Raw genomic sequence first — 23438 nt, 5'->3', positions numbered from 1 at the left:
AAATTTAAGGTATATGCTTAAAAAAGTACTCTATCCTAAACCATAATGAAAATAAAGTTTAAGCTGAAATAAATAAGCGAGTGGGTTTTTTGGTAATAAATGGTATTACTCTATAAATAATCAGATATTTGCAGTATTATTGCTTTACTAAAAGGATTGGCAGGATCTTTCTATACCTGGACTTATATTCGAAGCCGAAATTAGTATATACAACGAAACTGCATTACTTCTAAACTGTTATAAGGCGTTTACACCATGTTTAAGCGATATCCATTTTGTTTTACATTAATATTTTTAATAATGGCTTTATTGGGTTCAGTATGCAAAGCTGACCCTGTGATTCCTATAACAGCCCCTGTTTCTGCACAACCCACATTGACACCGATTGCGCCTAGCGTAAATGCTAAAGCTTATCTATTGATGGATGCTTATAGCGGTAAACTTTTAGCAAGCGAAAATATTGATGAACGCGTAGCACCTGCTAGTTTGACCAAAATGATGACTTCTTATGTTGTGTCTATGGCTTTGCAACAAGGGCATATACATCCAACTGATTTAGTAACTATTAGTGAAGCCGCTTGGAAAACGGGTGGTTCTAAAATGTTTGTGAAAGTTGGAGACAAGGTCAGTGTAGGAGACTTGATGCAAGGTATGATAGTTGATTCGGGAAATGATGCCTGTGTGGCGATGGCGGAGTATGTCGCAGGAAGTCAGGAATCTTTTGTTAACCTAATGAATCAACAAGCAGCAAGACTAGGTATGAAAAATACTCATTTTGTCGATGTAGATGGATTACCTGATCCTAACCATTATTCCACTGCACGTGATATGTCAATTTTAGCACGCGCTTTAATCCTTGATTTCCCCGAAGATTATAAATGGTATTCTCAAAAATGGTTTTCTTACAATGGAATTAAACAACCTAATCGCAACCGCTTATTATGGCGCGATCCTGATATTGATGGAATTAAAACTGGGCATACTAATGAAGCAGGGTTTTGTTTAGCCGCTTCAGGCCAAAAAAATGGCATGCGCTTAATTACAATTGTTATGGGTGCCCCTTCCGATGAAATGCGAGCGCAAGATAGCCAAAAATTACTTACTTATGGGTTTCGTTTTTTTGAATCACATAAGTTGTATAATGCTGAGGTAAATTTGACTACAACTAGAGTTTGGTTTGCTCAGCGGCCTCAAATTAAAGTCGGTTTAGCGCAAGATCTTTATGCAACTCTACCTCTCGGATCAAATAAAAAACCTACCACGACTATGATTTTTACTCCTAATTTAAAGGCACCGATTAAAAAAGGAGAAGTTATTGGTCAAATCAATATAGTGTTGAATGATAAGCCTATCGCATCAGCGCCGCTCATTGCCTTAGAGGATTTATCAAAAGCTGGTTTATGGCGTAATTTAGTCGATCATACCAGTTTATTATTTAATAAGATTTAAGCTTTTCTTAGAGAAGGTAAATTAATTTAAAAGGTATTACTTTATGTTTAATAAGGATACCTTCTCTTTATTTGTAGCCTTTTGTCTTTTACACGCGCTGATAGCCTATCGGAATGCGAACTATTTATGAACAATTTATATAAGTTCTTAAGAGCAGGACTCGCAACGATTTTATATTTTATTGTTCTTACAATTTGGTTTATCCCTTTAGCGAGCGTAGGTTTTCTGCGATTTATTATTCCATTAAAAAAATGGCGCCGACTGACTAAAAATTTAATGGAATCTTTACATGCGGTTTGGTTACGCAGTAATTATTTTCTTTTAAAATTGATAACTCCAATTAAATGGGAAATAAGAGGACTAGAACAATTACATTATAAAGAATGGTATTTACTCATTTCTAATCATCAATCTTGGGCAGATATACTTATTTTACAGTATATTTTTAGCGGAAAAATTCCACCTTTAAAATTTTTTCTTAAAAAGGAATTACTTTGGACTCTGCCAATAGCAAGTTGGGCATGTTGGCTATTAGATTTTCCATTTATGCATCGATATAGCAAAGCCAAATTAACCAAGCATCCAGAGCTTAAAAATAAGGATATTGAAGAAACAAAAAAAGCTAGCGCAAAGTTTAAGACTACACCAACTACAGTGGCTAATTTTGTTGAAGGTACTCGATTTTCAAAAGAAAAACATGAGTTGCAAGCTTCCCCTTATCAGTATTTATTGCGCCCTAAAGCAGCGGGTATGGCTTTTAGTCTTGCCGTATTGGGTGATTTTTTCCATAAAATTCTTAATGTCACAATTATTTATCCTCCTCATCAAACTAGCTTATTAGATTTCTTATCAGGAAGTATTAAAAAAATAATTGTTGATGTTGAAACAATCCCAATTACTAAAGCCTTGTTAGGGGATTATGAAAACGATCGTCAATTTCGAATAACTTTTCAAAAAAAACTCAACGAACTATGGGAAAAAAAAGATCGACTTATCAAAACTCAACTGCAAAATTTTTAATATTTGAGGTGAGTTTTGAATAATAAAAATTTTTTATGTATTGCTACTCGAAAAAGTCCTTTGGCTTATTGGCAAGCCAATATAATTAAAGAACAATTACAAAAACTTTTTCCATATTTAACGATTAGCTTACTTCCTTTGCTTACAGAAGGAGATAGACTGCAAAACAGTTCTTTAAGTAAATTGGGAGGTAAAGGACTATTTGTTAAAGAATTAGAAGCGGCTTTAATTAATCATCAGGCAGATATAGCCGTTCACTCTATGAAAGATCTGCCTATGGATTTAGAATCGGGTTTAGTATTAGGAGCCATTTGCAAGCGTGAAGATCCTCGCGATGTGTTAATTTCAAGATTTGGCCAACCTTTAGCTCAAATATCATCTGGATCTTGTATAGGTACTTCAAGTTTACGTCGCCAATCGCAATTATTGGCTTTGCGTCCTGATTTACAAGTGAAAGTATTAAGAGGAAATGTAGGAACTCGCTTAGACAAACTGACTGCAGGTGAATTTGACGCAATAATTTTAGCTGCCGCAGGGCTCATTCGTTTGAAAAAAACAGATCGAATCAGTGAATATTTAGAGACCAGTTGTTTTTTACCTGCGCCAGGCCAAGGCGCTTTAGGGATCGAATGCCGATCAGATGATGAGGAAAGCAAGCGATATATTTCTAAATTGACACATCTTGATACTTATTATTGTGTATTAGCTGAGCGAGCTTTAAGTCGAGAGTTAGGAGGCAGTTGTCAAGTGCCTATAGCCGCTTATGCGACTTCTTTGGATTATGGGCAATTGAGTTTACAAGCTTTAGTTGGAAATCTAGATGGTACTAAACTAATTAAAGTCGAAAAGAAAGGAGCTATTGATGATGCGGAAAAAATCGGACTTTTAGCGGCACAAAGTTTACGTAAACTTGGTGCCGAAGAAATTCTAAAAGAAGTTTTAAATATAAATTTTTAGAGCTGAGCAAAAATTGCATACCATCTTTAGAGTCTATAAGACTTTAATCATTTACGTTCAGTTTTGTTAGGATACTCACAAAGATCTTGAATAATACATTCAGGACATTTAGGTTTACGAGCTAAACAAATATAACGCCCATGTAACACCAACCAATGATGAGCGTTTTTTAAATATTTTTTAGGAACGACTTTTAGTAGCATTTTTTCAACAGCTAAAGGTGTTTTTCCACGCGCTAGACCGGTTCTATTGCATACTCTAAAAATATGCGTATCAACAGCAATGGTTGCCTGATGAAAAACAGTATTTAATATGACATTAGCAGTTTTACGCCCAACACCCGGTAGACTCTCCAGCGCTTCACGATTATTAGGGACATTTCCTTGATATTGCTCCAATAAAATTTTACAGGTTTTTATGATATTTTTTGCTTTAGTATTGTATAAGCCAATTGTTTTTATATATTTTTTTAAACCGGTTAATCCCAGCGAAGCTATTTTTTTTGGTGTGTTGGCCTTAACAAATAAAATTTGTGTTGCCTTATTAACGGATTTATCTGTTGCTTGAGCAGAAAGAATAACGGCAATTAAAAGCTCAAAAGGTGAGGAGTAAATTAATTCTGTCGTTGGATGAGGATTGTAAGCATGAAAACGCTGAAAAATAGCGGTACGTTTTTTCTGGTTCATGACTTATTGCTTTAAAATTAATATTAATAAAATTTTAGTATAAAAAAAGATTTTAAAGGGTTAAACAGTTTGACGGCAAGTTATATTTTTAAGCCATAACACAATTCTGTAATATACTTACCAGAATAACCATAGTTCATTGTGTTTCTTTATTATAGTAAAGGATTTATTTTTTCTTTTTAAAATCCATTCTTGATTGGACCATCACACCTAAAAAACGATGAGGCTTATCTAATAGTAAGGTTTTGAAATCAGTATTAAGAGGTTTAAGGATGGTATGTCCACCGTCGATTAAAATTTGTTTAAAATTGGGTAAATCATGCCCTTCAATATGAATAATCGCAAAATCAAGACTATTAGGTTTTAGATCGGGATCTATAAGAAGTACAGTTCCTTCTGGAAAGCGAGGTTCCATGGTGGTATCTCTAGCAGCAACAGCATAAGCATGCTGACTAATGTCGATATCAGTAGAAATTGTTGGTAATGGGGCAAATTTTTCAGGAAGATTGGGCCAATGTAACACTTGAGGCCAAGTAAGTAATGGAATTTGACGCCATCCTTGAGCATCTGGGTTAAAAGTGCCTGGAATGCGATCAGCTGATATGGGCTCATCACCGATGAGTTGGCTGATAGAGATAGCAAAGAAATTGGCAATCGGACTCAAAGTGGCGACTTTGGGATTATCAGTTTCTCCTGAGCAAATTCGATGTACTACAGGTTGGCCTACACCGGTGCGTCGTGCTAGTTCCGATTCATTAATCCCTAACTCAGCCATTAATCCTTTAAGAATTTTGCTCATGCTACTAGTAGTTTTCATATCATTTTCACTTATTAATTAGCGGTAATTTTACCTGTCCATGCTGATAATTTCCAACGCCGACAAATTAGGTAAAAATAGCTGTCAGCGGCGGGTGGATATTCTAACATGACACGGCACTTATACTAAATAATGATGTAATTTAAGGTTCAATAAACAAGCTGTGATTTTTTGCGATAGGAAATAATTACCAATGGCAGATTTTTTTATTTTCAGCTGGAAATTTAGATTCTAAAAAACCTTAAGTTATGAAGATCAGATAGTTAAAAACTGTTTGAGTCTTAGGGAGGGACGAACGCAATAAAGAGTAAAAGTAAGCATTTTACCTACGATTTATAAGTAATCCCTAAAGATACAAAGGTTTATCGATACTTAACTATTAGAAGCATAATTTAAGAAGATAATCCTTGTCAGTTGCAGGGATTATGCATAGAATAGCGGGTTCATTTATAAGAGGTTAAAGGTTTTATGCTGGCTAAAAATGAAATATTGGCTAAATTTCAACGTTCTCCGGGCGATACAGGATCCCCAGAGGTTCAGATTGCTTTATTATCTGGGGCTATCGAACAACTAAATGGCCATTTTCAAGTGCATAAGAAGGATAATCATTCACGACAAGGTCTATTAAAGAAAGTAGCTTTGCGTCGTAAATTATTAAAATATTTCAAAAGTGTTAATTTACAGGGGTATTTAACGCTCATTAAGCAACTTGGCTTGCGTGGTTAAGTCCTGTTCATATTCTTCAGCCAATCGTTGAAGACATTTTATTCGTACCAATGGGCGGTAATTTTCGCCCATTTGTTTTTTTTGAGGGAATGTAAACGTGTTAATTAATTCTATAAAGAAAGTCGTGCAGTTTGGTTCGCAGGAAATAATTCTAGAAACTGGGGCAATCGCACGTCAAGCTACAGCATCAGTTGTTGTGAGCTTAGATGGTACTACCGTTTTAGTAACCGTTGTAGGTAACAAGCAGCAAGCAGGTGAAGAAAGAGATTTTTTTCCATTGACTGTTCAATATCAAGAACGCTCCTATGCGGCTGGACGTATTCCAGGAGGTTATTTTAAACGGGAAGGACGACCTACTGAAAAAGAAATTTTAACATCGCGTTTAATTGATAGACCAATAAGGCCTCTGTTTCCTGAAGGTTTTTATAATGAAGTGCAAATTGTTGCGACTGTTTTATCTTCAAATCCGGATATTAACGCAGATATTCCTGCATTAATTGGGGCTTCTGCGGCTTTAAGCTTATCCGGCTTACCTTTTAAGGGTCCGATAGCGGCAGTAAGAGTCGGTTACTCGGAAGGACAATACCTATTAAACCCAAGCTTTAAGCAACTAGAAACATCAGATTTAGATTTAGTAGTTGCAGGAACAGACAAAGCCGTTTTAATGGTGGAATCTCAAGCAGCTGAGCTTACTGAAGAAATTATGTTGAATGCTATTTTGTTTGGACATCAACAAATGCAAGGGGTTATTCAAGCTATTAAAGAGCTTGCTAAAGAGGCAGGTGAGCCCGCTTGGGATGCGCAAAAAACTACAACTTCTCAATTAGATGCAGTTGTGGAACAAGAAATAACGCAAGCTATACAGGCTTTATATACTGAGGCCTATGCAATTCCGGAGAAATTAATTCGTAAAGCTAAATTAGAAAATTTACGAAATAGTATTGTCGAGAAATGGTTAGATGAAGAAAAAGGAATTTCCGCTAAAGCTATTCAGTTATTCCTAGCAAATTTAGAAGAGAAAATAGTACGTAGTCGTATTCTATCAGGCGAAAATCGCATTGATGGACGTGATAAGATAACAGTTCGCCCTATTACTATTCAGCCAGGATTTTTACCACGTACACATGGTTCGGCTGTATTTACTAGAGGCGAGACGCAAGCATTAGTTGTTACTACCTTAGGTACGGATAGAGATGCGCAAACCATAGAAGCCTTAGATGGAGAAGGGCGTGAAACATTTATGCTTCACTATAACTTTCCTCCTTATAGCGTGGGTGAAACCGGCCAAATGGGAAGCCCTAAACGGCGTGAAATTGGGCATGGTAATTTAGCGAAACGTGCTTTGCGTGCTGTATTACCTAGTGAATCCGATTTTCCTTATGTATTACGTGTTGTTTCTGAAATTACTGAATCAAATGGATCTAGCTCTATGGCAACAGTCTGTGGTGCAAGTATAGCGCTAATGGATGCTGGTGTACCTTTAAAGAAACATGTAGCGGGTATAGCAATGGGCCTAATAAAAGAAGGCGATCAGTTTGCTGTATTAACCGACATTTTAGGTGATGAAGATCATTTAGGAGATATGGATTTTAAAGTTGCAGGTACACTAGATGGTGTCACGGCATTACAAATGGATATTAAAATTGATGGTATTACAGAAGAAATTTTGCAGGTGGCATTAAATCAAGCAAAAGAGGGTCGTCTTCATATATTAAATATTATGCAAGAAACTTTAGCTGAACCACGCATAGAAGTTTCCCCTTATGCACCGCGTATAACTACTTTAAAGATAAACCCTGAAAAAATACGTGATTTAATCGGAAAAGGTGGAGCGACAATTCGCGCGATTACTGAAGAAACAGGAACCTTAATCGACATTAGCGATGATGGTGTCGTTCGAATTTCGACATCTGATTTACATGCTTGCCAAAATGCAATAGAACGTATTAAAAAAGTAACAGCGGAAGTGGAAGTGGGCCGTACTTATGAAGGTGCAATAGTTAAACTGACTGATTTTGGTGCTTTTGTTAACGTATTACCCGGTCGTGATGGTTTAGTACATATTTCACAAATTTCTAAAGAACGTGTTGAACAAGTGAGTGATGTATTAAGCGAAGGCCAAATTGTCAAAGTCAAAGTACTAGAAATAGATAGACAAGGTCGCATTCGTTTAACCATGAAAGATATTGAAGTAGAAATGGAGAACGAAATACATTCGTGATCAATCAAAAGCAACATACATCAGCTTTTATAAAATTAGTTGATAAAATAAAACCTCAAATAAAAGAGTTGACGGTTGCTGATTTAAATAAAAAAATTAACAGTCAGCACCGGTTTTATTTAATTGATGTACGTGAGCACGATGAATTTCAACAAGGGTCTATTGTTCATGCTATCCCTCTTAGTAAGGGTATTATTGAACGTGATATTGAGAAATACATTCCAGATTTTGAAGCAGAGATTGTTGTTTATTGTAGCGGCGGTTTTCGATCTTGCTTGGCGGCAGATAATCTTCAAAAAATGGGTTATAGCCAAGTTGCTTCTCTGCAAGGCGGTCTCCGCACTTGGCTAGAAGCAGGTTATCCACTTATCAAAATGACCAAATAATGTTGTCTTGAAAGAGAGATTTGCCGAGGTGGTGAAATTGGTAGACACGCAAGTTTCAGGTACTTGTGGGGCAACCCTTGGAGGTTCGAGTCCTCTTCTCGGCACCAATTAACAAGATGCTTTTCCACAAGGAGAATAAAGGCCTGGTTCGATCTGTATTGGCTCTACAATCTTATTTAGTTCGTTGCAATTATTTATTTTATCGAGCTTCTTTACCATCTTAGTTGTTTCATCTGTCACACAATTTAGTAATAAAGTTGTCCATATTGAACCATCCTTAGAGTCTTCAGTAGCTTTATCACAAGCATTGTCTCGGAGTTTTTCCCATTGGGCAATCTTTTCCTTGAGCTGAGACTTACAAATCAACAATTGTGATTTTTTATTAAATAATATTTGCTTTAATTTGAAACTAGCTGTAGTAGCATCTTTATCCGCACAAAGATGCATGTCTAGTTGGCTCATAGCTTTGTCACAATCAGCAAAGAGTGTTTTTAATTCGCCCACAGGAGTATGACTTCGTTTTGATATATCCGCTATTACCTCAGATTCTAAAGTTACTGATGGTGATGGTAAAGAAAAAAGCATTAAACTGATACTGATAAGGAGACTTAAGGCAGAATGTTTTTTCATGTTGCGCTTTTATTTATATAAAACGCGGGGAAGGTAAGCGTATAGAAAAATATTAATTAAGACAATAAAAAACTTGGTATTTTTTGGAAAATCGGTTTAAATAGTCGAAATTATTTATAGCCATATCGCATGTTGAGCGTTTCATCGCCTCTCTATGACATTAGTAAAACTTTCGAAGAAAACTTCAGCAATCCCTCTTTCCCATCAATAAAACCACCGACTCGAGTTTGGCCAGACAGAACACAGTGGAGTTCTTTATTAGGCTATTCTCTAGCCTCCAAAATTGGTGCGGCTGCATGCGCTGCAACAACTGGTAAAGGTGTGGCATTATTAGCACAACTAGGTTTCGACGTATTGACCTACAAAACAATACGGCGCCAAGCTTACCCAACCCATCCTTTGCCAAATATTGTTCATATCGAATGTGAAAAATTATTTAATTATGCTGATTTAAAAGAAGTTCTTTTTACCAAGAATGAACCTGAAAAAATAAGTGACAAAATTGCAATTAGTAATTCCTTTGGTAACGGTTGTTTGGAACCGATAGTGATTATGGAAGATATAGCTTTTGCAAAAAATTCTTTAGTAGAAGGTCAAGTGCTGATTGTGTCGGTTTATGGTGAAGGTGATTCGCTTAAATCGATGTCACAAGATTTTGCGGCTGCCGCATTAATAGCTAAAGAAGCCGGTGCTGATATTATAGAGCTAAATTTTTCATGTCCTAATTTAATGAAATCAGGTGAACCGCTTTATTGGAGTATTAAACATGTATCGGAAATAACAAGCTTGGTTGTGAAATGTGTAGGCGATACTCCCATCGTATTAAAGATAGGCTTAATTCATGAGCATGAGTCCCCTTTAAATTTATTAATCTCTGCAGCACAGGCTGGAGCAAGCGGTATTAGTGCTATCAACTCCATCAGTATGCGCGTATTGAATAAAGATCATCAGCCTGCATTTGGAAAAAGAATTTATAGTGGGGTTTCAGGTTATCCAATCCGTCGATTAGCATTACAATGTCTTAATAAATTAGTTCAAATTAATCAAACTGAAAAATTAAATTTAGTTATTTTGGGTATGGGTGGTATTACTATTCCGGAACATTTTAATGAATTTTTAAATAGTGGCGCAGATATTGCCCTTTCTGCAACAGGCATGATGTGGAACCCTTATCTTGCTGCTCAATTTCACCAACAGACGAGATCATGAAAAAATTGGTATCAGCAAAATTAATATTAAAAACAGGTGAGAGCTTTGTTGGATATATGCCAGTAAACCAAACAACTGAAGTTTCCGGTGAAGTTATATTTAATACAGGTATGTTAGGTTATGTGGAATCTTTAACAGATCCTTCTTATGCAGGGCAGATATTATGTTTTACCTATCCCTTGATAGGAAATTATGGTGTTTCTGCACCAAATACTTGGGAATCTAACAAAATTCAAGTAAAAAGCGTGATTATTTCTGAAATAGCGTCATTTTACTCAAATCATGCTGCCCAACAGTCATTAGTAAATTGGCTTGAAATTGAAAATATACCTTTTATAACGGGTTTGGACACGCGGGCTTTAACACATTGTTTAAGAGTTAATGGAGTAACACCAGGTATAATTACTTCATTAAATAAGCCGCATGGCGATTTTATTGAATTTGAAACTATCGATTGGGTAAAACAAGTAACAATTACTGAGCCGCTGTATTATGGTGAAGGTAGAAAAAAAATAATAGTTGTAGACTGTGGTTTAAAAGAAAACATTTTACGTTGTTTATTAAAATTCCCACTAAAAATTAAACGAGTCCCTTATGACTATGATTATAGTCAGGAAGACTATGATGGAGTTTTTATTTCCAATGGTCCAGGTGATCCGCAATTATGTAAAAAAACGATAGCCATTTTAAGAAAGGCTTTAACTAAAAAGAAGCCTTGTTTCGGCATTTGTTTAGGGACGCAATTAATGGCTTTAGCGGTTGGGGCTAAAACCTATAAGTTAATTTTTGGCCATCGCTCTCAAAATCAACCCTGTATTTATTTGCCGACAAAACGATGTTATTTGACTTCGCAAAATCATGGTTATGCGGTAAATGAAAAATCACTTCCTAAAGATTGGCAAGTATTATTTCGAAATTTAAATGATGGAACAGTTGCAGGAATTGAGCATAAGAAAGATCCTTTTTTTTCGGTACAATTCCATCCTGAGGCTGCACCTGGACCTATGGATACACAATGGTTATTTGAACGTTTTTATCGCATGTTATAAAAGATTATGAAAATACAACGATATAAGAAAATTATGATTTTAGGTTCGGGTGGTTTACGAATAGGCCAAGCAGGCGAGTTTGATTATTCCGGTTCACAGGCCATTAAAGCACTAAAAGAAGAAAAAATTACTTCGGTATTAATAAACCCGAACATAGCTACCATACAAACGGATGCAAATTTAGCCAATGAAACTTATCTACAACCATTAAATTTTGATACAGTGAAGCGGATTATTATTAAAGAAAAGCCAGATGGAATTTTACTAGGTTTTGGCGGTCAAACTGCTCTTAATTTAGGTTTAGATTTAGAAAAAAAAGGGATATTAAAAAAATATAAAGTAGAAGTATTAGGAACATCCGTTGAATCGATACGCCAAACAGAAGACAGAGATCTTTTTAAAGCGGCTTTAGCAAAGATAAAAATTAAAACACCACTTAGTTTTGCAGTCAAAACAGTTGCTGAAGCGTTGAAAGCAGCAGAAAAGATCGGTTATCCCATTATGTTACGTTCAGGTTTCTCCTTAGGAGGTTTAGGTTCTGGGAAAATTGCGCATCGAGAAATTCTTGAGCAGCGAGCCCAGGAGAGCTTAGCCACAGCACCACAAATTTTAATAGAAGAATATTTATTTGGGTGGAAGGAATTTGAGTATGAAATTGTCCGTGATCAAATGGGAAATGGATTAACAATTTGTAATATGGAAAATATGGATGCCATGGGCATCCATACTGGAGAAAGCATTGTTGTAGCACCAGCACAGACCTTAAATAATGAGCAACATCAGTTATTACGGAATATGGCTTTGCAAGTTGCTGAGCATTTTAACATTATTGGCGAATGTAATATTCAATTTGCTATTAACCCTAAAAATGGCGACTACCGAGTTATAGAAATGAATGCGCGATTATCCCGTTCCAGTGCATTAGCATCTAAGGCAACGGGTTATCCATTAGCGTTTATTGCTGCAAAATTAGCATTGGGTTACCAGCTCTATGAAATAAAAAATAGTGTCACTCAGGTGACGAGCGCTTATTTTGAACCCGCACTGGATTATATCGTAGTAAAAATTCCACGGTGGGATACACATAAATTAAAAGCGGCTGAAAGAACGATTGGTACTGAAATGAAAAGCGTGGGGGAAGTGATGGCAATAGGCCGTTCTTTCCCAGAGGCATTGCAAAAAGCAGTGGGGATGTTAAACAAGGGGGCAACTTGCTTAATGGATTATCCAGAAGAAATTGATAATCCACGCAAAGAAATACAATTTGCTACCGATAGACGTTTATTTGCCTTATATCAATTTTTTAAAAATGGTGGTTCAGTTAAGCAAGCTGAGCGCTTATCTCAGATTAATTTTTGGTTTTTGGCACAAATTCATCAATTAACAGAATTAGAAAAACAGTTAAATCTTCATAAATTTAATAAAAATCTATTACGTCAATTAAAACAAGCGGGTTTTTCTGATAGCTTTATTGCTAAGACAAAAAATAAATCAATAAAACAAATACGAACTTTACGTCTAAAATATGGCATCATACCTTTTGTGAAACAAATAGATACTTTGGCTGGGGAGTTTGCTGCGCAGACAAATTATCTTTATCTAAGCTACCATGCTGTTGAACATGATATTTCTCCTGCTATGCGTCCACCTATCATTGTGTTGGGTTCAGGGCCCTACTCGATAGGATCATCTGTCGAGTTTGATTGGTGTGCGGTTACTACTGCGCAGACTTTGCGTCGATTAAAAGAAACGGCCATTATTATTAACTCGAATCCTGAAACAGTTTCTACAGATTATGATGAATCTGATCGATTGTATTTCGAACAGCTTACTTTTGAGCGTGTACAAGATATTGTGGATTTTGAATCAGCAAAGGGCATTATTGTTTCGGTCGGAGGACAGATTGCTAATAATTTAGCTGTCCCTTTAGCTACAGAAGGTTATCATTTACTGGGTACGGATCCGACTTTTATAGATTATGCTGAAAATCGAGAAAAATTTTCTGCCTTACTAAATACGCTTAATATAGATCAACCTGCTTGGGAAAGAATTACTAGTTTGAGTAAAGCAAAAACTTTTGCAGCTAAAGTAGGGTATCCAGTATTAATTAGGCCTTCTTATATTTTGTCTGGTTCTGCGATGAATGTGGTTTTTGATCCTGAGTCTTTAGATCAGCATTTACAAGCGGCTGCTCGTGTTTCGCAAGAACATCCCGTGGTGATATCTAAATTTGTCCAAGAAGCAAAAGAATTAGAAATAGACGGAGTTGCTAAACAGGGTGATATTGTCATTGAGGCTATTTCAGAACATATCGAGAATGCAGGTGTTCACTCTGGAGATGCGACAGTTGTGTTACCACCACAGAAATTATATTTAGAAACCATACGTCGTACTAAAAGCATAGCGCGTAAAATTGTAAAGGCTTTACACATCACTGGACCGTTCAATATTCAATTTATTGCTAAAAATAATGATATTCAGGTTATTGAATGTAATTTGCGAGCATCACGTTCTTTTCCGTTTGTTTCTAAAGTAACAGGTCATAATTTCATTCAGATAGCAACCGAAGTGATGCTGAATAAGCACCAAACAAAACATTATGAAACTTTAGAGCTTGATTATGTTGGTGTCAAAGCAGCACAATTTTCTTACAGTCGTTTAAAAGGTTCTAATCCTGTAGCTCAAGTTGAAATGGCATCTACGGGTGAAGTGGCATGTATTGCAGAGGATTTGGTGCAGGCTTTTTATAAAGCATGGTTAGCAACGGATCAAAATATTGCAGAAAAAAAATTGTTATTAAGTATTGCAGATAACTATAAAGCTAAGCTTTTACCTTGGGTCAAACAACTTGATGATCAAGGTTGGCTTATTTATAGCACTGAAGGAACTCACCAGTTTTTATCTCAGCAGGGTATAGCGTCCTACTTTGTTAACAAAACTAGTGAAGCTAAAAAACCAAATATAAGAGATTTAATAACACAACGTAAGATAGCAGCAATTATTAATATTCCAAGCTCAATGACAGGTTTGCAGCAAACTGATGGGTTTTTAATTCGGCGTTTAGCTATTGATCATCATATTCCTTTAATTACTAATGCTCAGAACGCACTGATAATTTTACAATGTTTAGTAAGTTTATGGGGCAAAGAATTGCCTATAGAATCTTGGCAAAGTTTGGTAATAAAAAAAAGTGATAAATGATATTCTTCGCACTTGAATTTTGTCTGTTTGCCGTGTAACTCGTAGTCCTTATTTGCTAGAGTATGAAAATATTTATAGTTAACTAAATTTGAGTGAATTATGTCAAAAGTTTTGGGTCAAAAAGATATTATATCAGTTCGTGATCTTTCTTTAATTCAAGTAAATACTATATTAAATCTTGCTAAAAAATTTAAGAAAAATTTAGCTAAAAAATATTTGCTTGATAAAATTGTTGCGCACTGTTTTTTTGAACCTTCAACACGTACCCGTTTATCCTTTGAAACAGCCACTTTACGTTTGGGAGGGCAAGTCATAGGTTTTTCTGGTAGTGAAAATATATCTATTAAAAAAGGGGAAGATTTACAAGACACAATCAAGACGATTTCTTGTTATGCTGATCTTATTATAATTCGTCATCCACTCGAAGGGTCAGCACGTTTAGCTGCAGAATTTTCCGATAAGCCTATTATTAATGCTGGAGATGGAGCAAATCAACATCCTACTCAAGCTCTGTCTGATTTATTTACTATCCAAGAAGCACAAGAAAACTTGGAAGAATTATCTATAGCGCTTGTAGGTGATTTAAAATATGGGCGTGCGGTGCATTCTTTAGTGCAACTTTGCGCTTTATTTAACATGAGGCTTTTTTTGGTTTCACCTTCATTGTTAGCGCTGCCAGAAATAATATGTGATGAATTAAAACATAAAGGTATTCGATTTTCTTTTCATGCAAATTTAGACGAAGTGATCTCGAAAGTAGATATTTTATATATGACTAGACTACAACAGGAAAGATTTAACCAATCCGAACATCAACTATTTGAAAATCAATATATTCTGACGCGTGATAAATTAAAAAAGGTTAAAACTAATTTGAATATCTTACACCCTTTGCCTCGAGGTCGTGAAATTGATAAAACCATTGATGAAACTTCTTATGCTTTATATTTTAAACAAGTTGTCAACGCAATTTATATCAGACAAGCTGTTTTAACGTTACTACTTGATAAAATATCGCTTTAGACGATTTTTTTGGATAAAACCCATGATTAAAACCCGTTCCGTTTCTGCGATTGATAATGGAATCGTCATCGATCATATTCCCGCAGGCCAATCACTTAAAATTATGCGTTTATTGCATGTGGTTAATAGTAAACAACGTGTTACTTTAGGTTTAAATTTGCGTAGTACATCTTTGAAACTAAAAGATTTAATTAAAATTGAAAATCGATTGCTTACTCCACAGGAAATTGATCATGTTGCAATCTTTGCTCCTGGTGCTACGATTAGCAAAATTGTAAATTTTAAGGTTAGTGAAAAAATTAATTGCGAACTACCTAAGACTATACGCAATGTATTAGTGTGTCCAAATTTAAATTGTATCAATCATATCGAATCTAAAGGCTATTTTAAACTCGAAGGGTCACCACAGCAGGTGAAATTACGTTGTTTTTATTGTGAAAAACAATTTGAACGCGACCAATTAGAAGAAATTTGTTTATGATGGAACTTATAAACAAACAATTATTAAAGCTGCCTGGATTAATTGATCCCCATGTTCATTTTCGAACGCCAGGGTTGGAATACAAAGAAGATTGGAAAACAGCAGCTAAGGCTAGCATCAAAGGGGGCTATACTACCGTTTTTGATATGCCTAATACTATTCCTCCCACCGTTACAGAAATTGCTTTAGTAGAAAAAAAAGCACTTATTGATAAACAGTTAAGAGAAGTAGGAATTCCTCTTCGTTATTATTTATATTTTGGTGCTGATAAACATCATTTGAATGAAATAAAAAAAATAAAAGACCAAGTTATTGGTATTAAAGTGTTTATGGGATGTAGTACAGGGGGGTTAGTTATTGATGACGATGAAAGCTTGCATGCTATTTTTAAGATAGCAGCCGAAGAAAATATGTTAGTTGCAGTTCATGCAGAAGATGAACACCGATTAAAAGAAAATGCAAAAAAATTTGAAGGACCTCAGCCATATTCAATACATTCTAAAATTCGTGATGAATCAGCAGCAATACTAGCCGTTAAAAAAGCAATTCATCTCGTTCGTTTGTATGGAACGCGATTATATATTTTGCATGTTAGTACCCGTCAAGAAATTGATTTAATTGCTCAAGCAAAAGAGGAAGGACTTCCAGTTTTTGCAGAAACGACTCCGCATCATTTATTTTTGAATAGTTCAGATTATCAAAACTTAAAAGGAAAGGCGGTAATGAATCCCCCTTTGCGATCTCCTGAGCATCAAATGGCATTATTTTCTGCAATAAAATCCGGTATTATTGATACGATAGGTTCTGATCATGCTCCACATACCTTAGAAGAAAAAGCTAAAGCTTATGGGGATTGTCCATCAGGTGTTCCAGGTATAGAAACTACATTGCCATTATTATTTGAAGCCTATCATCAAAATCTGCTTTCTTTGGATAATATAATGGATTTAACATCTCGACGTGCAAAAAAAATATTTAATTTAGCCGATTGTCCAGACGATTATGTGTTAGTGGATTTATCTTTAGCAAAGAAAGTTGAAGACATGCATCTCTGTACTAAATGCCAATGGTCACCCTTTGCGGGACGTTTTTTGAGGGGCTGGCCTGTTACTACAGTGTTAAAAGGACATGTCTATGATTTATACAAACTATAATTAAAACTTCACAATAGTTTTTGCTTGGTGTTTGTTCTTTTTAATTCTTACAGGCTTCTTTTTTAAGAAGTAAATTTTTTAATTAATCCCTTTTTAAACCAAACTAAAGCCTGCAATGGTTCTTCAAGATTTTCAGATAACTCACCTAATTCTAGATATGTTTCTAAGTTAGAAGAATCGTAGATTAAACTCTTTTCTAAATAATCTCGTGCCTTACCCCATAATTTTCTCTGTTTACAAAGCCGACCTAAACTTAATAAAAGGTAGGGGTCATCAGGATGTTTTTTTAGCCATTGCTCTGCTATTGTTAACTGACGCGCAGAGTTTGAACTTTTAATAAGGCTATAGGTTGCAACAAGTGGGCCAAACCATTGTTTTTTTAACTGTTTTACTATTAATAATTCAGCTTTTGGGTCTTCGTGGTGTCTGATAAGGCCTTCAACGTAATAATTTAGCAGTAAAGGATCTTTTTTTAATTTAGATGGTAAATTGTTCCATATGTCCTCAAGCGTTGATAAATTATATGTATATTTTTCTTTACTTAACAAATTTTCACAACTTTCTTGCTGTATTTGTTGAATTTGCGCTTTAGATATCCAGGTTTTACTTTCTAATTGAGGTAAAATTTCTAAAATATTATGCCAGTTTTGTGGCTTTTGATAGATAGAAGAAAACAGACGTTGATCATTTAGCGCAGTATTTTTTTGTAAACGTTTTTTGTCTAAATTCTGACGCCATTGTTTTGGAAGCATGAATAAATAATTAAAGAACCGAATTAAATTGTAAATTAAAATAAAGCTAATGATTAAAATTAAGATACCTAACCATAATGGCATTTCTAAAGCAAGTTGATGCCAAGTAATTAGTATATAACCTGGGTCGGCGGTTATTTTAACGCCAATCCAAACTGAAACGGCAAGAACTAATAAAAATATAAAAAACCGATACATCAAGAGGATTCCTTTTGACTAGAGGAAATAACAGGAGTAGCGTTGGGGTAGCTAGGTGTTTTTTTTATAACTGAAATTGCCTCGAGTAATGGATTTAAATCGAGAGTAGGATTTTGTAAATCGATTTGTTTTAATTGATTAATACTTTGCAGAACTGCTTGTGTGTTGGGCGAGCTAGATGCAAAATGATTCTTAATATTTTCTTGAATTTGTTGCAAACTAGATTGATAAACAGTTGGTTCATGATGTATTAATGCCCACTGAGTTTGTTGCAATAATAAAAGCAGGTTATGTTGCAAATATTGCTGTTCTGTTTCTGGTAATAAGGGCTCTATAGGTTTATTTAAATGTCGAATAATAATTAGCTGTCGAAAGCTGTTTAGATTATTTTGAAGCATACGTATCCATTTATTTCCTGAGAGATTATTCGCAGAAACATCAGGATTTGAGGTAGAAGAATCAGATGTTGGCAATAAAGGCAATTGCGTAATTTGCATTTTTAGAGTCTGTATCTGCGCTAAACTAGTCGCTAGTTCAATATGAGGTAAGGCTTTTAAGTTAGTTAAATATTGAGTTAATAAGTGCTGAAGATTTTCTAATCGAATATCTGGGCTTATTATTGTTCCTAATTGTTTATTGGCTAACATCAATGCAGACAAAGCATTGTCAGTATCATGAAAATAAATAAGATTATACTGGGCTAGTTGAATCAGTTGATTAACGTTTGCGAGCAAAATAGCATTATCGCTAGCGGAAAATTTTTGTTCTATAAAATTTTGTAATTGTGAGATTTGTTGTTGACGATTTTTGTCGTCAGTTTGACTTTGCGCGATCTGATTTTGTAGAGCAGATAGTACATTATGATATCCGTTCTCTCGCTCTCTGTTTTTTAACCAAAAAAAACTTAAGCTTAAAAATAAACTTATCCAAGTGATGAGTAAGAATCCAATTGCACACCAAGCTATAAAACAGCTTTTAGAACGTAAAGGCTTGTTTTTTTTGATCTTTATTTCGGTTTCTTCTAAATTGGGTGTGGGCTGTGATTCCATAGTGATTGCTCCCGCCAGGAAAACAGAGTTTGTAAGATAGCTGTATTTGTTGCATTATCCGATATTAAGGGAGGTTTGACAAAACCTAGTTTCTTTGCACTATCAGCAAGTCGAGAACTAATAACGAGCAATTGTTTTTTTAATAAAATATCTTGCCAGTAAGGATGCAATAAGCTAACTAGATTTTTTAGTCCGCTGTGACTAGTACAAATAATGACGTCAATTGATTCTTGATTCGGAATATCAATTTTATCAATTTTTGGCAGTTGTCGCTTATAAACGTTTAGGCTATCTATCAGAGCACCTCGAGCTTTTAAACCCTTGGCTAAATAGGAGCGACCCCCTTCGCCTTTGATGATTAAAATTTTTTTTTGTTTTATGTCTTGTAGCGCTGCAAGGTTTAATAGACCAGTGCCGTTAAAATCCTTTTCTGGACAGTGATCACTCGGCAGGCCACATTGTTTTAAAGCTGATGCGGTCCCAGGTCCTGTGGCGATGGTTTTAGTATTTCCAGGCCAAAAAAGACAAATACTATGAATAGATTCCGCAGTATTGAAAACCGAGTTAGGGCTAATAAAGATAACAAAATCATATTCTTTAAGCTTTTTTATGCCTAATAAGACTTTTTTTATATTCTTGGTAGCGATAATTTCCAGCGTTGGAAAATATACCACTACCCCGCCATTATATTGAGTTTGAGCTGCTAGATCTTTTGCTTGAAAAGCAGGGCGAGTAATGAGGACGCGTAAACCTTGTAAAGCTGTCATGACCACAAAATAGCCTTAATTCTAATCTGACGCAATATGGGTTTTAAGACATTTTCTGTTATGGCGCTTAGTTGGCTAGCTTGGAAACAATTATTGATAGTGTTAACATGAAGACTAGGTATATAAAAAAGAGAAGTCGTATGGCTAAAATATTAAAACCTGTATTAGAACCTAGTTTGACTAGAGACTATCAGCCGGATGGTTATTTTAGATACCTCAAAAATGAGTTGGAAAAGATAAGGTTTGAACCTCCTAGTGTTTTTAATCAAGTAAAAAAACTGTTTATCTATCTTGCTTTGCTAATTGTTCAGAAAAAAACCGATGATAAAGAAGAAATTGCTGTTAAAAACAAATTAATTTCATCTTTTAAGACTCTTGATTTTGCCAAAGAAAGTAACTTGCTCAATCTATCTAAAATAAATGAGATTAAATCAATTACTTTAGAGTATTTAAATCGACGGAAAACTGAACAAGATAATCTGGATAGAAAGTTAAAAATAAATAAAAATAATTCAAAAGAGATAGAGAGCAGGGGTGAACAAGTTGCAGAACTTCAGGCTGTGCTCCATGAAATGACTGCAAAAAATCCTATAGAACATGAAGCCATGCTACAGAAGAGTTATGTGTTGTTGAAAATGCAACCATGGGCGGATGGTGAATCCAAAAAAGACTTTCAAAGTCGGCTTACAGATTCAAGGATAGATGCGCGTATTAACGCTAAAACCATTGCTGATGTTGATTCAGTTAAGACTAATGATATTCTAGCTGATATAGATGATGCGTATAAATATTTACGAAACCATGCTACTCCTCTTCCAAATATCCCGGCGCGTTTTTGTAATAGAGATGAAGAAGATGAAATAGAAAGATCTATGAAAAGCAACTTTTCACCATCTTCGCGCGGATTGTGAGATAAAATCTTACATATAGTCAAAAAAATTAACAATCATTAGTGTTATATCTTAATATGGCTTTAAAAAATTATTCCGTTTAAATTTTTCAGTTAGACTAATGTTTTTATAAAAGCAATTTTTATGGTTTTAACTAGTTTAGAAGACATAGACTTACAGAATCAACGTGTTCTCATTCGAGAAGATTTTAATGTGCCTTTAGATAAAGGTAAGATTACCAGTGATGCGCGGATTAAAGCCGCGTTACCAACCATTCAATATGCTTTAAAGAAAGGCGCTGCAGTTATTTTGCTTTCCCATTTAGATAGACCCAAGGAAGGATTTGTTACTCACGAGCTTTCTTTAGCTCCGATCGCGGCACGATTACAAGAGTTATTAGGTCATCCAGTAAGATTCATCACTGATTGGTTGAATCGATTTAAAATTTCACCCGGCGAAGTCGTGTTGTGTGAAAATGTTAGATTTCAAACAGGCGAGAAGAAAAACGATCCTATTTTAGCTAAAAAAATTGCAAAATTGGCTGATATTTTTGTCATGGATGCATTTGCTACAGCCCATCGCAGCGAAGCATCTACCGTGGGAGTTGCACAATTTTCGCCGCAGGTTTGTGCAGGTTTATTATTAATGTCAGAATTAAAAGCACTAAGTAAAGCATTGGAAACCCCAGCTAGACCCTTATTAGCTATTGTCGGCGGTGCAAAGGTTTCTACGAAATTAACATTATTGTCGTCTTTACTTAATAAAGTGAATTCATTAATGCTTGGTGGAGGAATAGCCAATACCTTTTTAGTGGCACAAGGATATTCTGTAGGTCGATCTTTATTTGAGATTGATCTGGTAAATAAAGCAAAAAAACTTTTAGAAGTATCAAAGCAGCTACAAGTAGAGATTGTGCTACCAACAGATGTTATTGTAGCAACAGAAATTTCTGCTAACGCTAAAACCACTGTTAAAAAGGTAACTGAAATAAAAAAGAATGAAATGATTTTAGATGTTGGACCTGAATCAATTATAAATTATACCGAGGTTGTACGTCGAGCAGCGAGTATTTTATGGAATGGCCCCCTTGGTGTTTTTGAATTGGCCCCATTTGAACAAGGGACGCGTGCTTTGAGTTATGCTATTGCCAATAGTCCAGCTTTTTCCATCGCAGGAGGTGGGGATACTTTGGCTGCCATCGAAAAATATGCTATTGCTGATAAAATTACTTATATATCAACGGGTGGAGGGGCTTTTCTTGAGTTTATACAAGGAAACACTTTACCTATTTTAGCGATATTACAAGAACGCACAGGGGAAAGACAGTAATGAAACGATTTAAACGAACCAAGATTGTGGCTACGTTAGGTCCATCAACCGATAAAGCAGGTGTTTTACAAGCAATGATAGCAGCAGGCTTAGATGTAGTGCGCTTAAATTTTTCACACGGTAAAGCAGAAGATCATATTAAACGAGCTAATTATGTTCGCGAATGTGCAAAAGCTGCGGGTCGAGAAATCGCCATTATGGCGGATTTACAGGGACCAAAAATTCGTATTGCGCGTTTTAAAACGGGTTCTATCTTTTTAAAAAAAGATGATTTGTTTATTTTAGATGCTGATTTAGACAAGGAAGCTGGCGATGAATCGTCAGTAGGTATTGATTATAAACAGTTACCACAAGATGTTAATCGTGGCGATCTGTTGTTGCTTGATGATGGACGTTTAGTATTGAAAGTCAAAAAAATACAGAAAAATAAAATATTTTGTCTTGTAGAAGTAGGTGGAGAACTATCTAATAATAAGGGTATTAATCGAAAAGGCGGAGGGCTTTCTGCTGTAGCATTGACAGATAAGGATAAAAAAGATTTAAAAATAGCAGTAAAATTAAATGCTGATTATATTGCAATTTCTTTCCCGCGCAGCGCAGCCGATATGAATCTAGCTCGAAATTTATTAAAGAAAGCAAAGGGTCATGCAGGATTGATTGCAAAAATAGAACGTAGTGATGCTATTCCTGTTATTGATGAAATTATTCGTGCTTCCGATGCAGTGATGGTGGCTCGTGGTGATTTAGGAGTTGAAATTGGTGATGCTGAATTACCTGCTGTGCAAAAACATATCATACAACGGGCGCGGTCTTTAGATAAAGCAGTGATAACGGCAACGCAGATGATGGAATCAATGATTCATAATGCTATTCCTACCCGAGCAGAAGTTTTTGATGTCGCCAATGCTGTACTAGATGGTACGGATGCCGTTATGTTATCTGCAGAAACTGCTACAGGAGATCATCCTGCTTTAGTGGTGATGGCTATGGCACGTATTTGTTTAGGAGCGGAAAAGCAAGCTATGACACGTGTATCTCGGCATCGCGTCGAATGCCAATTTTATCGCGCTGATGAAGCCATAGCGATGGCGGCTATGTACACTGCCAATCATTATGATATTAAGGCTATTATCGCCTTAACTGAATCAGGAGCGACACCTTTGTGGATGTCTCGGATTCGTTCCGGAATTCCTATCTACGGTTTAGCACATAGTTTAAAAACATCACGCCGATTAGCATTGTATCGTGGCGTTTATCCCTTATATTTTAATATTGATAAAATGCATAAAGAAAATATTGGTCAGTTAGCAATTAAAGAATTAAAGAAACATGGGTTTTTACAAAAAGGGGAAAAAGTTTTAATTACCTATGGAGATTTGTTAAAGACAACTGGTGGTACCAATACGCTCAAGATTTTAGAAGTAGACTAGCTCGGTTCTTTTAT

At 35.5% G+C, this 23438-nt stretch carries 21 protein-coding genes and 1 tRNA gene; 16 read left to right on the top strand and 6 right to left on the bottom strand.

Features of this window, described 5'->3' with window-relative positions:
* Positions 1-255: 255 nt before the first annotated feature.
* From AAHI99_RS06950 to hemC, 3 genes are all read left to right on the top strand, one after another.
* Positions 256-1449 (top strand): D-alanyl-D-alanine carboxypeptidase family protein, encoded by a 1194-nt coding sequence (locus AAHI99_RS06950; RefSeq protein WP_342227537.1) that lies wholly within the window; start codon positions 256-258, stop codon positions 1447-1449.
* A gap of 126 nt (positions 1450-1575) precedes the next feature.
* A complete protein-coding gene (locus AAHI99_RS06945; RefSeq protein ID WP_342227536.1) occupies positions 1576-2469 on the top strand; it encodes an acyltransferase in 894 nt (297 codons plus the stop codon).
* A gap of 15 nt (positions 2470-2484) precedes the next feature.
* Positions 2485-3426, top strand: a complete 942-nt coding sequence (gene hemC / locus AAHI99_RS06940) for a hydroxymethylbilane synthase (RefSeq protein WP_342227535.1) — start codon at positions 2485-2487, stop codon at positions 3424-3426.
* Positions 3427-3473: 47 nt separating this feature from the next.
* Here hemC and nth read toward each other — a convergent pair whose 3' ends face one another.
* Together nth and AAHI99_RS06930 are read right to left on the bottom strand one after the other, a co-directional pair.
* Positions 3474-4112 (bottom strand): endonuclease III, encoded by a 639-nt coding sequence (gene nth / locus AAHI99_RS06935; protein ID WP_342227534.1) that lies wholly within the window; start codon positions 4110-4112, stop codon positions 3474-3476.
* Between the two features lie 166 nt (positions 4113-4278).
* Positions 4279-4929, bottom strand: a complete 651-nt coding sequence (locus AAHI99_RS06930) for a S24 family peptidase (RefSeq protein WP_342227533.1) — start codon at positions 4927-4929, stop codon at positions 4279-4281.
* A gap of 468 nt (positions 4930-5397) precedes the next feature.
* Between AAHI99_RS06930 and rpsO the strand changes: the two genes are divergently transcribed.
* The 4 genes from rpsO (at position 5398) to AAHI99_RS06910 (ending at position 8369) form a co-directional block, all read left to right on the top strand.
* Positions 5398-5655 carry a 30S ribosomal protein S15 gene (rpsO, locus tag AAHI99_RS06925; RefSeq protein ID WP_339050327.1) on the top strand — a complete coding sequence of 86 codons (258 nt, stop codon included), beginning with the start codon at positions 5398-5400 and terminating at the stop codon, positions 5653-5655.
* Between the two features lie 103 nt (positions 5656-5758).
* Positions 5759-7876, top strand: a complete 2118-nt coding sequence (pnp, locus tag AAHI99_RS06920) for a polyribonucleotide nucleotidyltransferase (RefSeq protein ID WP_342228375.1) — start codon at positions 5759-5761, stop codon at positions 7874-7876.
* Positions 7876-8262 (top strand): rhodanese-like domain-containing protein, encoded by a 387-nt coding sequence (locus AAHI99_RS06915; RefSeq protein ID WP_342228374.1) that lies wholly within the window; start codon positions 7876-7878, stop codon positions 8260-8262. The genes pnp and AAHI99_RS06915 overlap by 1 nt, the downstream gene beginning before the upstream one ends.
* A 22-nt stretch (positions 8263-8284) precedes the next feature.
* A tRNA-Leu gene (locus tag AAHI99_RS06910) sits at positions 8285-8369 on the top strand.
* 1 nt (position 8370) lies between these two features.
* Here the strand turns inward: AAHI99_RS06910 and AAHI99_RS06905 are convergent.
* On the bottom strand, positions 8371-8892 hold the full coding sequence (locus tag AAHI99_RS06905) for a lysozyme inhibitor LprI family protein (RefSeq protein ID WP_342227532.1): 522 nt from the start codon (positions 8890-8892) through the stop codon (positions 8371-8373).
* 129 nt (positions 8893-9021) lie between these two features.
* Here AAHI99_RS06905 and AAHI99_RS06900 point away from each other — a divergent pair, with 129 nt between their 5' ends.
* The 6 genes from AAHI99_RS06900 (at position 9022) to AAHI99_RS06875 (ending at position 17009) form a co-directional block, all read left to right on the top strand.
* Positions 9022-10101 carry a hypothetical protein gene (locus AAHI99_RS06900; RefSeq protein WP_342227531.1) on the top strand — a complete coding sequence of 360 codons (1080 nt, stop codon included), beginning with the start codon at positions 9022-9024 and terminating at the stop codon, positions 10099-10101.
* On the top strand, positions 10098-11150 hold the full coding sequence (gene carA, locus AAHI99_RS06895; RefSeq protein ID WP_342227530.1) for a glutamine-hydrolyzing carbamoyl-phosphate synthase small subunit: 1053 nt from the start codon (positions 10098-10100) through the stop codon (positions 11148-11150). The genes AAHI99_RS06900 and carA overlap by 4 nt, the downstream gene beginning before the upstream one ends.
* A 6-nt stretch (positions 11151-11156) precedes the next feature.
* Positions 11157-14351: a carbamoyl-phosphate synthase (glutamine-hydrolyzing) large subunit gene (carB, locus tag AAHI99_RS06890; protein WP_342227529.1), complete on the top strand. Its 3195-nt coding sequence runs from the start codon at positions 11157-11159 to the stop codon at positions 14349-14351.
* A gap of 99 nt (positions 14352-14450) precedes the next feature.
* Complete coding sequence (pyrB, locus tag AAHI99_RS06885) at positions 14451-15374, top strand: aspartate carbamoyltransferase (RefSeq protein WP_342227528.1); 924 nt, start codon at positions 14451-14453, stop codon at positions 15372-15374.
* A 22-nt stretch (positions 15375-15396) separates the two neighbouring features.
* Entirely contained in the window at positions 15397-15855 is a 459-nt protein-coding gene (gene pyrI / locus AAHI99_RS06880) for an aspartate carbamoyltransferase regulatory subunit (protein ID WP_342227527.1), read from the top strand.
* Entirely contained in the window at positions 15852-17009 is a 1158-nt protein-coding gene (locus tag AAHI99_RS06875) for a dihydroorotase (RefSeq protein WP_342227526.1), read from the top strand. Before pyrI ends, AAHI99_RS06875 begins: the two co-directional genes overlap by 4 nt.
* Positions 17010-17071: 62 nt before the next feature.
* Here the strand turns inward: AAHI99_RS06875 and AAHI99_RS06870 are convergent, their stop codons facing one another.
* Genes AAHI99_RS06870 through AAHI99_RS06860 form a run of 3 tightly spaced genes read right to left on the bottom strand, consistent with a single transcriptional unit; the run spans position 17072 to position 19775 of the window.
* Positions 17072-17959: a heme biosynthesis protein HemY gene (locus AAHI99_RS06870; protein ID WP_342227525.1), complete on the bottom strand. Its 888-nt coding sequence runs from the start codon at positions 17957-17959 to the stop codon at positions 17072-17074.
* The gene (locus AAHI99_RS06865) at positions 17959-19008 is read right to left on the bottom strand and encodes a uroporphyrinogen-III C-methyltransferase (protein ID WP_342227524.1); all 1050 of its coding nucleotides are present in this window, start codon (positions 19006-19008) and stop codon (positions 17959-17961) included. The genes AAHI99_RS06870 and AAHI99_RS06865 overlap by 1 nt, the downstream gene beginning before the upstream one ends.
* On the bottom strand, positions 18981-19775 hold the full coding sequence (locus tag AAHI99_RS06860; protein WP_342227523.1) for a uroporphyrinogen-III synthase: 795 nt from the start codon (positions 19773-19775) through the stop codon (positions 18981-18983). The genes AAHI99_RS06865 and AAHI99_RS06860 overlap by 28 nt, the downstream gene beginning before the upstream one ends.
* A 140-nt stretch (positions 19776-19915) precedes the next feature.
* On the opposite strand from AAHI99_RS06860, the gene AAHI99_RS06855 reads away from it, so the two are divergent.
* The 3 genes from AAHI99_RS06855 (at position 19916) to pyk (ending at position 23424) form a co-directional block, all read left to right on the top strand.
* Positions 19916-20686 carry a hypothetical protein gene (locus AAHI99_RS06855; protein ID WP_342227522.1) on the top strand — a complete coding sequence of 257 codons (771 nt, stop codon included), beginning with the start codon at positions 19916-19918 and terminating at the stop codon, positions 20684-20686.
* A gap of 123 nt (positions 20687-20809) precedes the next feature.
* The gene (locus AAHI99_RS06850) at positions 20810-21994 is read left to right on the top strand and encodes a phosphoglycerate kinase (protein WP_342227521.1); all 1185 of its coding nucleotides are present in this window, start codon (positions 20810-20812) and stop codon (positions 21992-21994) included.
* Positions 21994-23424, top strand: coding sequence for a pyruvate kinase (gene pyk / locus AAHI99_RS06845; RefSeq protein WP_342227520.1), 1431 nt, complete (start codon positions 21994-21996; stop codon positions 23422-23424). Before AAHI99_RS06850 ends, pyk begins: the two co-directional genes overlap by 1 nt.
* Positions 23425-23438: the final 14 nt, after the last annotated feature.

This window comes from Rickettsiella endosymbiont of Rhagonycha lignosa (genome assembly GCF_964031165.1).
GTDB lineage: Bacteria > Pseudomonadota > Gammaproteobacteria > Diplorickettsiales > Diplorickettsiaceae > Aquirickettsiella.
Note: the sequence above shows the minus strand (reverse complement) of the source record. Positions and strands in the feature narration are given on the sequence as shown.